The sequence below is a fragment of the Citrobacter sp. Cpo069 genome (assembly GCF_030332785.1).
In the GTDB taxonomy this organism is placed as follows: domain Bacteria; phylum Pseudomonadota; class Gammaproteobacteria; order Enterobacterales; family Enterobacteriaceae; genus Citrobacter; species Citrobacter portucalensis.
This window is the reverse complement of the sequence record NZ_JAOWHD010000037.1, coordinates 24,274-38,763: the sequence shown is the minus strand read 5'-3', so window position 1 is coordinate 38,763 and position 14,490 is coordinate 24,274. Positions and strand designations below refer to the sequence as shown.

The following is a 14,490-nucleotide window of genomic DNA, read 5'->3' as shown; positions in this document are numbered from 1 at the left end:
ATCTGACTTGCGATAAATATCGAGCTGTTATTTTTATTCAGGCCTATTGGCATGATGAAAATAACAGCCACGTAATAAGATGCAAATCAAATACACCAAATCTGAATAGCGCTAGCATATCCCGGTGATGACGCCTTCTGAATGCAGAAGGGGAAATATGAGGGATAGTATAAAACCATGAACGGGAAGAAAAGAACGCGCTGGCAGCGCCGTCCAGGCACGATCGGAGGCAAACTGCCGTGGAATGACTGGCGCAACGCCAGCAGCTGGCGAAAAGCCACCCAGTTTCTCCTGCTGGTTATTAATATTTATATTGGCGTAACGTTCTATTACTGGGTCCGCTATTTCGAAACCGCCGGCACCAGCGTCTATATTCCAAGGCCAGGTGGTATTGAGGGATGGCTACCAATCGCGGGTTTGATGAATATCCGCTATACGTTGGAGACTGGTTTTCTTCCGCCTATCCATGCCGCCTCCATGCTGCTGTTAGTTGCGTTTATCCTGATTAGTCTGTTGTTAAAAAAAGCCTTCTGTTCGTGGTTATGCCCGGTGGGCACGCTGTCCGAACTGCTCGGCAATCTGGGGAAAAAAGTATTTGGTCGCAACTTCACGCTGCCGCGCTGGCTGGATATCCCGCTGCTCAGTCTGAAGTATTTGCTGCTGAGTTTCTTTTTGTATATCGCCCTGTCGATGCCTGCACAGGGGATTCAGTATTTTCTAATGTCGGCCTATGGCATGATTATCGACGTGAAGATGCTCGATTTCTTTCGCCATATTGGCTCCGCTACGCTCATCTTTGTTGTCGTTATCAGTGTCCTGAGCCTGTTTATTCGCAATGCCTGGTGCCGCTATCTGTGCCCTTATGGTGCGCTGCTCGGTCTGTTCTCGCTGCTCTCGCCGTTTAAAATCCGCCGTAACGCAGACAGTTGCATCGACTGCGGAAAATGCGCGAAAAACTGCCCGTCGCATATCCCGGTCGACAGACTGATTCAGGTGCGTACCGTGGAATGCACTGGCTGCATGACCTGCGTTGAATCCTGCCCGGTGGCCTCAACGCTGAGCTTCTCACTGCAAACACCACCAGGGGCGCAAGACAACGGTAAACCGTTATGGCGACAGAGGACGCTATCAGGTGTTGCCATGACGCTACTGGTGCTTGGCATTCTGTTTGCCACCATTGGTTATGCCGTTTATGCCAATGTCTGGGATACGCCAGTGCCCGATCATATGTATTTCCAGCTGATCCCGAAGGCAAAGATGATCGGCCATTAATTTTTTATCAGTATGTTCAAAACCCTGCCAATTCTGGCAGGGTTTCCCGCCTGTCCTGCCATTTTAAGACAATTGAACTTGTGCCATCGCGCTCTCGTTTATACAACCTTAAATATCATCTGTAATAATTTTTCTATTTTGTTATGGGCGACTGGGATCAAAATAATGAACGGGATAACATCATGACTAAAATAAAACTGGCACTGCTATTACCTCTGTTTCTGGCAGGTTGTACGATGAATGACGGGGAATTAAGAAACGCTTACGCTCAGCATTATCAGCAACCTACCGCTTATGTAGATGCTTATAAACAGAAAATATCCAGTATGGATATTCATGCGCTGGCCCAATATGCCGCCGCAGAAGATAAGAAAAAAATGCGCGGGCAGCCAAGACTGAAAATCGACGAATTTATTACCATTGAGAACGTGCAGGCGAAAGGAAATCGGGTGGTCTACGATTACTCACTGTCCGAAAGCTGGCTGGCGCTGTCCGCAGATAAACAGCGCGAGAAGCAGACCAATATGAATAAAGACCTGATCTACCGTACCTGCTCGCTGGAAACGGTACGTCTGGCGCAGGCAAAAGGGCTGGAAGAAGAGCATAACTATTACAGCCAGTACCCAGACAAAGTCGCCTTTACGCTGAGAACCAGCGCGCAGATTTGTATGCAAAACGGTTTTACAAAATAACCTCAATCACAATGCCTGATGCGCTGCGCTTATCAGGCCTACGATTTGCACGCTGCCGTAGGCCGGATAAGGCGCCAGCGCGCAGATTTGTCTGCAGAACGGTTTTACACAATAGCCGCAATCACAATGCCTGATGCGCTGCGCTTATCCGGCCTACGATTTGCACGCTGCTGTAGGCCGGATAAGGCGCCAGCGCGCAGATTTGTCTGCAGAACGGTTTTACAAAATAACCGCAATCACAATGCCTGATGCGCTGCGCTTATCAGGCCTACGATTTGCACGCTGCCGTAGGCCGGATAAGGCGCCAGCACGCAGATTTGTCTGCAGAACGGTTTACACAATAACCGCAATCCACTATGCCTGATGCGCTGTGCTTATCAGACCTACGATTTACACGCTGCCGTAGGCCGGATAAGGCGCCAGCGCCGCATCCGGCTAAAACATCAGAATTTCCAGGACACACTGCCGACAATGCTGCGCTCGGCGCCGAAGTAGCAGTATGAGAGCGAGTTACAGGCTGCAACGTAGCGCTTGTCGGTCAGGTTGTTAACGTTCAACTGCGCGCTCAACCCTTTAATGCCGATATTCGTTAAGTCGTAACCAATCACCATATCCACCAGTGTGTAGGACGGCAGGGTGTGAGTATTCAGGCGATCGCTGGTAATACCGTTAACGTAGCGCACGCCTGAACCCAACGTCAGGCCGTCCAGCGGACCGCTTTTCACATCGTAGCTCAGCCAGGTACTGGCCTGGTTACGCGGGGCGTACACTGCGCGCTTGCCCTGTTCTTCCGGGCTGCTTTTCTTATAGCGAATGTCGGTATAGGTATACGCCGCCTGCAAACGGAAGCTATCTGTCAGTTGGCTAATTGCCTCCAGCTCCACCCCTTCAGATTCAATTTCCCCAATCGAGCGGTACGGATCGGTCGGCTCTTCTTTGGTGGCAATATTCGTCTGATTGATACGGAACATCGACGCGCTGAACTGACTGTTAAGTCCTTCCGGCTCATATTTCAGCCCCGCTTCCCACTGCTTGCCTTTCATCGGATCCAGCAGATTGCCGTTCTCATCGGCAAAGCTGGTTGGCGTAAAGGCAGTGGAATAACTCACGTACGGCGCAAAGCCGTTATCGAATAAATAGAGCAGCGCGGCGCGGGTGCTGAAGTTGTTTTTATCCAGATCGCTGCGAGTATCCTTGATCTTATCAATGTTAGAAACGCTGACCTGATCGTAGCGACCACCGAGCGTAATACGCCAGCGATCCCATGACATCTGATCCTGCAAATAGTAACCCGTCTGGCGCAACTTGTGTTTCTCACGCGCATACATGTCGATGTAATCAGGCTTCGCGCCGTACACCGGGTTAAAAGCGTCAATCGGCGGGAAAGCGCCGTAGTAACCGGTAGTATTGTTGCTGCGATCCTGATAGTCGATCCCCACCAGCAGACGGTGGTTTACCTGCCAGGTATCAAAGCTGCCGTCGAGCTGGTTATCCAGCGTAATCGCCGACATTTTTTCATCGGAGCCGGAGTAACCGCGATTAAGCTCGGTTTCATTCAGCCAGCCCGCCGCATACACCTGATTCAGCTCAACGTCGGTATGCAGATAGCGCAGCTTTTGCCGCACCGACCAACCGCTATCAAACATATGCTCAATGCTGTAGCCCACCATGTTTTCACGGCGATCGTATTTGTCGTAATCATCCTCGCCTTCGTAAAAGGTGTTGGAGATCTTTTGCCCGTAATGCGGAACCACGGTGCCGTCATACGGCAGACCGGAGTGGCTACCGCCTTCCGGGTCACGGTGCAGATAGGCCATCAGATCCAGACGCGTCTGGTCGGTGATACGCCAGGTCAGGCTGGGCATCAGCGCGTAACGCTCTTCCTTCAATGGACCAAACTGCGAGTCCGCGTAACGCGTCATCCCGCTCAGTCGCGCCGCCACGCGATCGTTATCATCCAGTGCCCCGGTGACGTCAAACGCCGCGCCGCGCTGGTTATTGTTGCCGGCAAACAGCTTCACCTCACCGCCCGCATCAAACGACGGCTTACGTGAGGTCAGCGCCACAATGCCACCCGGGGAGGAACGGCCATACAGTACGGAAGCCGGGCCACGTACGACTTCGATATCTTCGAGGAACCACGGATCGACCACCAGCGAGCTGTGTGAGTTGGTGTCGCCCATCATCTTCAGACCATCGAGATAGACGTTATCCAGGCTACCGTCAGAAAAGCCACGCAGCACGATGTAGTCAAAGCGGTTGGAAGCGCCAATCTGATTGCTGTACACCCCCGGCGTATAGCTGACGGCCTGGCGCACGCTGGTTGCGCCCTGCTCTTCAAACTGTTCACGGGTTACGATCGATACCGACTGCGGTGTTTCAATATCCGGCGTGGCAAGCTTCGTGGCCCCGCTCTGCATCTGCGAGGTGACAACCACCGTATCGTTTTTTGTTGTTTCCTGCGCCAGCAGAGGAAAAGCCACGCTGCCGGTAACCCATCCCACCAGCAGCGCCAAGCGAGTCTTCGCGAACATGAATATCTCCAAAGGCATGTCTAATTGTAAGTGAGAATTATTACCTTTTTGCTGACGGAGATAGCTATGCCGGATGCCAGGTTGCCTATGCGCAGTGCCAAATTGTCAGGAAATCACGTGCGTAAAACGCAAATATGGATTAGCAAAGTTTGAGCAAATCGCCGGGCGAAAAGCCGTAACGGCGACGAAAAGCAGTAGAAAAGTTAGTGGCGTGCTGATAACCCGACATCCAGGCCGCCTGCTGTACGCTATATCCTTCCAGTAGATAGCCGCGCGCACGTTCCAGACGGCAATCGCGCAGGTAGTCGAATACCGAACAGCCATAGGCTGCGCGAAACTTACTGCGCAGGCCGCTGGGACTCATCGCTGCGCGTTGGGCCAGTTCATTAAGGGTGTAGTCATTTTCGGGACTCTGCTCCAGCAGTCGGCGAACGACCTCCAGCCGCTGCTGCTCACCGCTCGCCGCAAGACGTTTACCGCTCTCGACCTGACACACGCTGAGGCCATGACCAAACAGTTGTAATATCAGCCCTTCCAGCATCAGCTGACGAGAAATATGGCTAATCGTACTCTGCTGCGCGTACAGTAGTCCGCTGAGTAAAAACCCCGGCACCTGCCAGATAAGCGTCGGCGTCTGGCATCTTTCCCACTCACGCATCAACGATTCGAGCAACCCCGTGCGACACGCGCCGTCGGGATACAAACCGAGCGATAATGTCCGCAGTTTACAATCAGCATGATGACGGGCACGCATCGTCTGGTGCTCACTCAGGCGTGAGCTAAACGCCATGCCGGAGCGCACCACATGCTCCTGTCCGTTAAGCGTCAGGATCACGCAGCCTTCCAGTACCACCAGCATATACAGAGGGCTGTCGTGACGAGAGGTGGTTTCGTAGGGTTGCAATACCTGTACGTCGGAGTGCGTCACGCACATCCCACATGGGAGAGTCATCTCCTCAATTTCACCTTGCAGAACAGGGCTGCCAGACGGTAAATCCGGCCTTTGTGCCAACTGGGGAAAGCGGTAATCGATCCCGTAGCGCTCACCAAAATCCATAAACTCGCTGACGGAGAAAGTGCGAGCGACGCGTCCGGAGGCATTCAGGGCGGTGGTATTGTTCATGCTGTCTTCTGCACAGGAAATGGGATTAACGGTTTATAACTGAAGCAACATTACCATTACCTGCGCAATACGACAATAATAATGAGAACCATTATCAATATGATGATTAGCAGAATAAACAGCTTAATCCAGCCAGTTTAGATCTGCCGAGGAGACACACGGCGCAGCCTTTTTTAACCAGCGATACAGCAGCTCAATATTTCTGAGCCGTGTTGAAGTCTTTGGCCAGACAAGGTAATAGCCCTCGCCAGTCGCTACCGCATCTTTAAACGGTAACGCCAACATCCCTGCCTGAATGGCCGCCAGGCTTAACAGCAGGTCGGCAACGGACACGCCATGACCGCTCATCGCGGCAAGACTGCCCTGCTCCAGGGTGTCGAACACTTTGCCTCGCGCAAGATTCAACGCCGGAAACTTTCCGGTGCGTTGCAGCCACCGACGCCAGTCACGGCGATCCGCTGAGGGATGAATCAGTTCACAGGCAGAAAGATCGCGCTGCGCCTGCACCAGCAGTGCGGTTGAGCACACCGGGATAAGCCACTCCTGAAACAGCAACCGGCTGTCGGTATCGTCACCAAAATGGCCATTCCCTAACAGGATCGCACAGTCATACGGTTCACGACCGAAGGATACCGAATCGGTATCCATCCAGACGCTGGAAATTTCGACAACCGGGGTCGGATGCGCTTCACGGAAATGACGCAGCACGTCCAGAAGCCAGCGCATCGTCAACGTAGACGGCGCTTTCAGCCGTAGCTCATGACTGCTGCTGCGAAAGGCATGACACGCGTGTTCCAGACTCTGAAACCCAGCCGTCAACTGCTGCGCCAGCCCTTGGCCAGAAGGCGTTATCTCGATACGCGGGCCGCTGCGGACAAATAGCTCACAACCAAACCATGCCTCCAGCGTGCGAATATGACGGCTTACCGCGCCCGGCGTCACGTTAAGTTGAATAGCGGCTTTACTGAACGATCCCAGACGGGCTGCGGCTTCAAAAGCCCTCAGGGCATACAACGGAGGTAGCGTCATTCTCAGCTTCTATGTTGAGTTTTACTCACAGTAGAGCGCAGTTTTATTCGTTTTTCAATGCGCCACGCAGGCGGAATACTGATGGAAAATATCATCAGGATAATCAGGTATGAATTTCACTTTACTGGCTACCTATAGCCTCAGCGTAGTAACCCTGCTGTTAACTCCGGGTCCTGTCGTGGCGTTGATTACCACCACCGCGTCGCAGCACGGCTATCGCCGGGCCTTTATCACGCTGATTGGCACTAACGGCGCTTCTTTAGTATTGATTGCTCTGGCTGCACTGATGCTAGCTGGCGTGGTTTCAATCTCTGCGATATGGCTTGGCGTACTGGGTCTTGTGGGATCGTTGTATATCGGTGTGATGGCGATTAACGGCCTGCGGGCCAGGGACTCAAAACCCAGACTGTGTGCGCCAAAACGCGATAACAGCGGGCTTATCCATGGATTTCTGACAGGGGTCGCTAACCCAAAGGACATTTTGTTTTTCGTAGCATTTTTTCCCCAGTTCATTGCCATTACGCAAGATTTCACCACCAGCATTCTGACGCTAACGCTGGTGTGGGTTATTTTTGATGTTACGGTGTTGTCTTTTTACATCATGGTTTTCAAACGCTGGATGCCAGAGCGGTTTGCCAGACGCAGCGTTTTTATCTCCTCCCTGTTTCTGCTCGCGGTGGCGGTGTTTGGCATTATTTATAATGTACACGCGCTACAAATGCTCTCACCCGCGATGTGATCCCCGACGAATTGTTCAGCCAGACATCTCATCTTGCACCGGGAGGAATAAAATAAGAACAAATCGACATTAATATTATTAATGGATTTATAAACCAGGATTCAGAAAATATAGACGATAATATTTTCCTGGCGTTCAACTGGCACCCTCACCCATGACAATGCATCAACGGCGACAGGTGCCATTTCATTTTCTAAGCGAAGTAGAGGCGTGTTGCCATCTGGCACAACCGTGCTTTCACCGATCTCAAGAACGCCCCGAAAAGAAATGGATACATTGTCTGGCGTATCCGACAACCTTATCCATTCGGTTGTAATCACTAACTTTCGAGTAAACATTCGCTGTCCTTTGCGCGTGGTATATATCCGATAACTTCACAGGTAGATCAATACACTCTTTGAACAAACAGAAATTTGTCCCCCATATCAGTTAAGCATTACTTAACAGAAAGAAAATTGAAGTAATAAAACTCATTCGAAATATGTTTCACAAATTCAACCGGCAGGTTATGTTTGATGAGCGTTAACTTTGCAAACTCAATATCGCCGTAGACTCGAATACAGAAAGGTTTGACTATCTCCCCCTGCACGCCAAAGCACTCCTGAAGCCGGGTGTCATCCATAAAAATAAAGTCACCTTTTCTGACCTTAATACTCTCATGAAGGCCTTGCCACTTCTCCGGAGTGAGCAGAAAGTTCTCCCATCCATTATTTCTCAACACTTCAATCGTGTGAGTAAATTTAAAATAGTCGTTTTGCATTGTCACATCACCACTCGATGTGGCGTACAAATATTCTATTTTAAATTTAAGTTGTGCATTGAGGCTTTTTTTCTTCCCCTCATCAATTAACCACTGAAGCTCACTGACAATGCTCTTCGAAAAGATTTTTCTTTTTTTGGCAATAGCCAGCCAATGCATAATGAATAGATGCTCTGACATTTTAGAGTAGATTTTATGATCCTTTATTGCGATACCAATTGCGACTAACGCACTCCAGGTAAAGGCTTCCAGATCATCCTGATAATGATGTCGTAACGTACTAACTCTTCCAGAATCCCTTACCACTTAAACCTGCCCAAATAAATCATCATTGTTATTCCACGTCATTCTTGTATTACTCTATTAAAAAATTACTACAACTAAAATCGCCAAAATATGATCCAGATTAACTTATCCCTATGTAATAAACGTGCAAATATAATACATCATACTTATTAATCATTAATCTGGGGTGGCTCAACAATGACTAATAAGAATAATGCGATAAAGATAAAGGTTAATAATAATCACCAGTAATCAATATCACCTTTTGTGATGAGACCTGTAAACAGAAAAAGCAAACTACCGGGCATTCAGCAACCCGGAAGTTTGCTTATTACAGACGAAGTTAATAGAAAATACCGATGATCAGGGTATGCGTTACAAAGCCCACAATCAACGGTACGGCGGTACGTTTAACCACATCAAATGGCGATATTTTCGCCCCACTGGAAACGGCAATCACCACGCCGGAAACCGGTGAAATTGCCCGCCCCATATGTGATGCCTGCTGCATCGGCAGGATCATGGCAACAGCGTTAGCGCCCATACTTGCCGCGATTTGCGGGATCAGCTCAACGAAAGCAAGGAATGGCGCATTACCCGATCCCATAATAATTGCTGCCGCCAGCGTCACCAGCGCAAACACCACCGCCATAGCAAATGGAGGTAATCCCACGTGCTCCGCCATCAGGATTAATTGATCAATGGCACCAATGACTTTAATTCCGTGAGCAAAAACACCTGCCGCAACCAGTAGCCCAACCACCCCGGTAAAGGCGGTGCCCATGCCTTTAAGGAAATGGCTGAATCCTTCGCATACTGACTTTAAATCACGCACCCGCAGCCACTCAATCAACATGCAGACAGCCATCGAAATGAGCACAATGGTGATAATATTCAGGTTAATACCACTGACGAACATTTCCGATGATCCCACCGCCATCAATATCGGAAGCATCGGGAGCAGCGCATAAAAAGCCGGGGCTTTTCCTGAGTCAGTCACCTCAGCGCTACCGATTTCTCGTGGTAGCGTTCCCGCTTTACGGTCGCAATGCTGCTGCCAGAAGAAATGGCAGACGCCCACGACCAGCACGGTTGCCAGCGCTGCGGGTCCCTGGTGGTAAACAACGTATTCCACCACATCCATATTGACCGCTTTAGATCCCCTGATAGCATCGATGGCCGTCGGGGTATACGCCACACCAAGCGAGGTGGCAATAACCCCAGCAGCCGAAGCCGCAGAAAGTCCTAACCCCAGCATAATGGGGAACATCGTCCCCATCAGCAACACGGCAAGCCCGGTAGCGGATGGGATGGCCAACTGCAGGAGGCTGGCGAGCAGATAGGAGAAAAATAGAAGCACATAGGGCGAACGCAGCGCGCGCAAAGGTTTCGTCACGACCCGCACAACAGCTTCATTTGCCCCGATATGATCCATGTAATGCGCAAATCCCATGAGCGCCATAATCATCAGGCCGAGATCGGCAGCACGCGTACTAAAGAGATCGCGCATCACCTCGAAAGGATCGAGAAATGAAATCCCCGTACTGGCAACGCCCTTCGGTAATACAGAACCCCATCCGGTTAACGCCGTACAAATCATCAACACCAGGCCCGCAATGAACAGCACCGGTTCAGCGCGATAACCTTTCAGTATCAGACGCGCGACCACCACGATAACCAGTAGGGCAATTAACACCTGAATCATGACTAAGCTCTCCTCTGCGCGAACTCAGCAAAGGTTTCTTCAATGACCGCTACCACCACATCGCTGGCGGCTCGCAGTGAACGCACCGGTAGATATTCATAAATTGAATGAAAGTTATGAGCACCGGTAAAAATATTCGGGCAAGGCAGTCCTTTCTGCGATAGCACTGCGCCATCATACCCACCACGCATGGCGACAGGTTGCGGGGTAATGCCACACTTCTGATACGCGCGAAACGCAATATCAATCGGGTAGTGTGCATCGCCCTGCAAGCTATTGAACACATTGGCATAGCGATCGGTTAAATGACAGACCACGCTGTTTTCTCCCCACAGCGCGCAGGTGCTGACGGCAAGCTGGCGGATATATGCCATACGCGCCTTATACCCTTCTTCGGTAAAATCCCGGATATCCAGCTTAAGTACCGTACGGGCGCTGTTACCCTGAAGCTGTTTTACCCAGTAATACCCTTCGCGTCCTTCCGTATACTCAGGCGCCTCTCCACCGGGCAGCATCGCAATAAACTTATGCGCCATCAGCAGAGAGTTCTTCAGCTTACCTTTGGCCGACATAGGGTGCGCGGACTGGCCGGTAAAGATGATTTCCGCATCACCCGCGTTCCAGTTCTCATAGACAAACTCTCCAATGCCGCAGCAGTCCAGGGTATAGCCAAAATCAGCGCCAAACGCCGCAACATCAAACGCTTTTGCTCCCCGTAATCCCTGCTCTTCATCAGGAACAAAACCGACTTTCACCGGCCCATGCTTAATCTCCGGATGCGCGACCAGGTACTCCAGGGCATTCATAATCGCGGCGATGGCCGCTTTATCATCAGCCCCTAGCAGACTGGTACCATCCGTCACCAGCAGGTCATCGCCGACATAATTTTTCAGTTCCGGAAATTCACTTTCACGCAGATAAATATTCAGCTCCTGGTTCAGACACAAATCCCCACCGCTGTAGTGAAGACGTTGCGCATTTGTGTCCGCGGTCTGTTCTGCGCTGGTATCCAGATGACCAAAAAAGGAAACGACAGGGATCGTGTCATCGGTATTTCCAGGTAAGGTCGCGGTCACAATAGCAGTATCCCTGACCTCAATGTTTTCCATTCCTAATGCTTCAAGTTCTACTGCAAGTAGTTTTGCCAGTTCCATTTGACCAGGTGAAGAAGGCATTATCCCATTAGCACCATTTTCCCTTGAGGTCGTGGTATTGATTTTCGTGTAGTTAATAAAGCGTTCAACAATATCCATTCCAGGAGATCCTTTAATGTATCATTTACGAGGTACTGCAAGAGAAGACCTGCATACAGCGTGGGTTGAATAATCTGAGAACAAAATAAAATCAGCGCTCATCCCAGAACGCTGATTTTATGGGTGTTACGACAACGATTTATATAAAGGAAGATAAAAATGGCCAGTAATTATACCAGTGATTAAAAACTCCTTTTGATTGATAAAATCATATTCCCTGTCTGTTTTTACTACATTTTCCATGGTGTTAAGCTAACAGAAGTCATAAACGGCATTCGTATGTCTAAGGGATAATAAAAATCATTTAGATTCTTGCCCCCGATACCGACACAAGACATACCATCGCTATATTTTTTTAATGAACAAATGCTGTAACAGCAACATGCAACCGTTTGCACCTCTCTACAAATAGCCACTTAACGCACTAAAATCCGTGAACAAAATCACAATTACTTCAAAAGCGAGAATTAACATAACGCTTAAAAACAGACAGTTATAAGAAAAACTATATAATACCCCTATAAATAAAGATGAAATTACACTATTCATCATGAAATAGATTCATAGCGATACTATTTCAACATTACCATATGGTTCACAGCACAAAACCTGTCGTCATCACTAATGCAAGACAACAAGAACAATAATATTAAATTATCTATTTATGACGATTATAAAAATTATACACAGACAAAAAAAACCTCTCCCCTGAGAAGAGATTCAGGGCAGAGGTAATACGGGTGTTAAGGACATTTTTATAGTTTTGATGATAACAGAAGAGCTTCTTGCTGGATTGAGTATACACACTTCACGACGTTAAGAAAATTCCTAAAAAGAATTAAAAGAAAACACCATTAAAAATCCTTTTTATAATAAAGACATGTTTATCAAATAAAACAAAATTAGGATAGGGAAAAATTAAATATCACTAATCTATAGTATGACGCAAGTGGGGCTAACAACGCATCATTACGGCCAATACCGCTACTGACGATGTCTGAATATTCAATAAATTTAATATATCCATACACTGCTCAGCTAACGAGAGTTAAAAAATTATAAAATAAGCTAAACGCAATTTTTCGTCATAGATCACATTTTCCCGACAGAACGATTCCCCTACTCGCCCAGGCTGGTATGATTCAGCAGGTAAATACCTATCAACTCAACCCGAGGCTTTGATGCTGGAGAATGTAATCATCAGATAATCAGCTTACCGACCTTTTCAGGCCGGACTGGTTATCAATGCGCCGAAATCGAATGCGGACACCGCTGTGTGTTTGCACGTTTTGCACATGATGATTAAACAGGTTTTCCAGTATGAATTTATCCCGTCAGGAACAACGTACCTTACACGTTCTCGCCAAAGGTGGCCGTATTGCTCACGTCCGCGATGCATCTGGTCGCGTCATTTCCGTCGAATGCTATAGCCGCGAAGGGTTACTGCTCTGCGACTGCACGCTCGACGTATTCAAAAAACTCAGAACGAAAAAGCTGATCAAATCCGTTAATGGTCAGCCCTACCGCATCAATACCACCGGGCTGAACAACGTTCGCGCCCAACTGGATAATCGCTAAGGAGAGAGAGATGGATATCCCGAAGATTTTTACGATCAGCGAAAGCGCACATCGCATTCATAATCCGTTCACCGCGCAAAAATATGCGACGTTAGGTCAGGTTTTACGGATGCCCCCAGGAACCCGCATCCTGGATCTCGGCAGCGGCTCGGGCGAGATGTTGTGCACCTGGGCATGCGATCATGGAATTTCCGGCGTTGGTATCGATATGAGCCAGTTATTCAGTGAGCAAGCCACCCTGCGGGCAAGTGAATTGGGCGTCACTGAGCACGTGCGTTTTATTCATGCCGATGCAACAGGTTATATCGCCGAAGAAAAATTCGATATTGCCGCCTGCGTTGGTGCAACCTGGATTGCCGGCGGCGTTGCCGGAACGATCAAACAGCTGGAACAAAGTCTCAAACCAGGCGGGATCCTGCTCATCGGCGAACCGTACTGGCGTCAGATGCCCGCAACGGAGGAGATCGCTATGGCTTGCGGCGCGGCTTCAGTAGCCGATTTTCTTTCTCTGCCAGAACTCGTTTCGTCTTTCGACCTGCTCGGTTATGACGTGGTGGAAATGGTACTGGCTGACCAGGAAGGTTGGGACAGATACGAGGCGGCAAAATGGTTGACGATGCGCCGGTGGCTGGAGGCAAATCCGGACGATGAGTTTGCCGCCGAAGTCAGAGAGCACCTGAGAAGTTCACCAGTCCGCCACGTTGCATTCACCCGGGAATATATCGGGTGGGGCGTGTTCGCACTCATGCAGAGGTAATAAATGCAGTCGGTATAGCCTGGCAGGTTATACCGACTTTTTCATCGCATCATCGCTTACTTCATTAATACTTCAACAAATTTAGCTAACCATTGCGGATGCGCGGGCCATGCTGGTGCCGTCACCAGATTGCCATCAACGTGGGCCTGATCGATACCAATATCGGCATAATGCCCACCGCTCAGACGAACCTCGGGCGCACAGGCCGGATAAGCGCTACAGGTCCGGTTTTCTAACACCCCCGCCGCCGCTAACAGTTGGGGCCCATGACAAACTGCGGCGATAGGCTTACCGGCAGTGTTGAAATCTTGCACCAGCTTAATGACATCTGGATTCAGTCGAAGATATTCCGGAGCACGCCCGCCGGGGATCAACAGTGCGTCGTAATCGGCGGCCCGCGCCTCGGCAAAATTCGCATTTAACGTAAAACGATGCCCCGGCTTTTCACTGTATGTCTGTGCCCCATCAAAATCGTGAATGGCGGTTTGAACGTAGTCACCCTGACTTTTATCCGGACAGACGGCCTCCACACGATGCCCAAGCATTTGCAAAGCCTGAAAAGGCACCATCGTTTCATAATCTTCGACATAATCTCCGACCAGCATCAGTATCTTCTTCATTCACATCCCCCACTCACGGTTATTAATGATGAGAAATAACGGCCATCTTTACTATAGTCCACACGGTTCATGGCATTAATAAATACAACAGAACAATCGGCCAGATCACAATCCACGGCAAGGCCCGCCAGACGAGGGCTCAG

The 14,490-nt window shown here is 49.5% G+C and carries 13 protein-coding genes; 5 read left to right on the top strand and 8 right to left on the bottom strand.

The window, feature by feature from the left end:
- Positions 1-177: 177 nt before the first annotated feature.
- Both OGY08_RS02800 and OGY08_RS02795 read left to right on the top strand, forming a co-directional pair.
- Entirely contained in the window at positions 178-1,272 is a 1,095-nt protein-coding gene (locus OGY08_RS02800) for a 4Fe-4S binding protein (protein WP_125363721.1), read from the top strand.
- 182 nt (positions 1,273-1,454) lie between these two features.
- Positions 1,455-1,964, top strand: a complete 510-nt coding sequence (locus OGY08_RS02795) for a hypothetical protein (protein WP_286565585.1) — start codon at positions 1,455-1,457, stop codon at positions 1,962-1,964.
- A 443-nt stretch (positions 1,965-2,407) separates the two neighbouring features.
- Here OGY08_RS02795 and foxA read toward each other — a convergent pair whose 3' ends face one another.
- The 3 genes from foxA to OGY08_RS02780 form a co-directional block, all read right to left on the bottom strand.
- Positions 2,408-4,516 carry a ferrioxamine B receptor FoxA gene (foxA, locus tag OGY08_RS02790; RefSeq protein ID WP_125363723.1) on the bottom strand — a complete coding sequence of 703 codons (2,109 nt, stop codon included), beginning with the start codon at positions 4,514-4,516 and terminating at the stop codon, positions 2,408-2,410.
- Between the two features lie 121 nt (positions 4,517-4,637).
- Positions 4,638-5,621 (bottom strand): helix-turn-helix transcriptional regulator, encoded by a 984-nt coding sequence (locus OGY08_RS02785; RefSeq protein ID WP_125363724.1) that lies wholly within the window; start codon positions 5,619-5,621, stop codon positions 4,638-4,640.
- Positions 5,622-5,744: 123 nt separating this feature from the next.
- Positions 5,745-6,650: a LysR substrate-binding domain-containing protein gene (locus OGY08_RS02780; protein ID WP_125363725.1), complete on the bottom strand. Its 906-nt coding sequence runs from the start codon at positions 6,648-6,650 to the stop codon at positions 5,745-5,747.
- 109 nt (positions 6,651-6,759) lie between these two features.
- On the opposite strand from OGY08_RS02780, the gene OGY08_RS02775 reads away from it, so the two are divergent.
- Complete coding sequence (locus tag OGY08_RS02775; protein ID WP_125363726.1) at positions 6,760-7,389, top strand: LysE family translocator; 630 nt, start codon at positions 6,760-6,762, stop codon at positions 7,387-7,389.
- Between the two features lie 101 nt (positions 7,390-7,490).
- Here OGY08_RS02775 and OGY08_RS02770 read toward each other — a convergent pair whose 3' ends face one another.
- The 4 genes from OGY08_RS02770 to pepT form a co-directional block, all read right to left on the bottom strand.
- Positions 7,491-7,727, bottom strand: coding sequence for a hypothetical protein (locus tag OGY08_RS02770; protein WP_125363727.1), 237 nt, complete (start codon positions 7,725-7,727; stop codon positions 7,491-7,493).
- Positions 7,728-7,825: 98 nt separating this feature from the next.
- Complete coding sequence (locus OGY08_RS02765) at positions 7,826-8,455, bottom strand: DUF2913 family protein (RefSeq protein WP_286565579.1); 630 nt, start codon at positions 8,453-8,455, stop codon at positions 7,826-7,828.
- Between the two features lie 322 nt (positions 8,456-8,777).
- Entirely contained in the window at positions 8,778-10,139 is a 1,362-nt protein-coding gene (dcuC, locus tag OGY08_RS02760; RefSeq protein WP_218659525.1) for a C4-dicarboxylate transporter DcuC, read from the bottom strand.
- 2 nt (positions 10,140-10,141) lie between these two features.
- Positions 10,142-11,392, bottom strand: coding sequence for a peptidase T (gene pepT / locus OGY08_RS02755; RefSeq protein ID WP_218659526.1), 1,251 nt, complete (start codon positions 11,390-11,392; stop codon positions 10,142-10,144).
- Positions 11,393-12,712: 1,320 nt separating this feature from the next.
- On the opposite strand from pepT, the gene OGY08_RS02750 reads away from it, so the two are divergent.
- Together OGY08_RS02750 and OGY08_RS02745 are read left to right on the top strand one after the other, a co-directional pair.
- Positions 12,713-12,970, top strand: a complete 258-nt coding sequence (locus OGY08_RS02750; protein ID WP_008783846.1) for a YjhX family toxin — start codon at positions 12,713-12,715, stop codon at positions 12,968-12,970.
- Positions 12,971-12,980: 10 nt separating this feature from the next.
- Positions 12,981-13,727, top strand: a complete 747-nt coding sequence (locus tag OGY08_RS02745) for an SAM-dependent methyltransferase (RefSeq protein WP_241176660.1) — start codon at positions 12,981-12,983, stop codon at positions 13,725-13,727.
- 56 nt (positions 13,728-13,783) lie between these two features.
- On the opposite strand, the gene OGY08_RS02740 is transcribed toward OGY08_RS02745, so the two are convergent.
- Complete coding sequence (locus tag OGY08_RS02740; protein ID WP_079935105.1) at positions 13,784-14,347, bottom strand: DJ-1/PfpI family protein; 564 nt, start codon at positions 14,345-14,347, stop codon at positions 13,784-13,786.
- Positions 14,348-14,490: the final 143 nt, after the last annotated feature.

Coding starts and splice junctions, on each gene's coding strand:
- dcuC (WP_218659525.1), bottom strand. CDS start 10,139: ATGATTCAGGTGTTAATTGCCCTACTGGTTATCGTGGTGGTCGCGCGT.
- foxA (WP_125363723.1), bottom strand. CDS start 4,516: ATGCCTTTGGAGATATTCATGTTCGCGAAGACTCGCTTGGCGCTGCTG.
- OGY08_RS02780 (WP_125363725.1), bottom strand. CDS start 6,650: ATGACGCTACCTCCGTTGTATGCCCTGAGGGCTTTTGAAGCCGCAGCC.
- OGY08_RS02745 (WP_241176660.1), top strand. CDS start 12,981: ATGGATATCCCGAAGATTTTTACGATCAGCGAAAGCGCACATCGCATT.
- OGY08_RS02775 (WP_125363726.1), top strand. CDS start 6,760: ATGAATTTCACTTTACTGGCTACCTATAGCCTCAGCGTAGTAACCCTG.
- OGY08_RS02770 (WP_125363727.1), bottom strand. CDS start 7,727: ATGTTTACTCGAAAGTTAGTGATTACAACCGAATGGATAAGGTTGTCG.
- OGY08_RS02785 (WP_125363724.1), bottom strand. CDS start 5,621: ATGAACAATACCACCGCCCTGAATGCCTCCGGACGCGTCGCTCGCACT.
- pepT (WP_218659526.1), bottom strand. CDS start 11,392: ATGGATATTGTTGAACGCTTTATTAACTACACGAAAATCAATACCACG.
- OGY08_RS02750 (WP_008783846.1), top strand. CDS start 12,713: ATGAATTTATCCCGTCAGGAACAACGTACCTTACACGTTCTCGCCAAA.
- OGY08_RS02740 (WP_079935105.1), bottom strand. CDS start 14,347: ATGAAGAAGATACTGATGCTGGTCGGAGATTATGTCGAAGATTATGAA.
- OGY08_RS02795 (WP_286565585.1), top strand. CDS start 1,455: ATGACTAAAATAAAACTGGCACTGCTATTACCTCTGTTTCTGGCAGGT.
- OGY08_RS02800 (WP_125363721.1), top strand. CDS start 178: ATGAACGGGAAGAAAAGAACGCGCTGGCAGCGCCGTCCAGGCACGATC.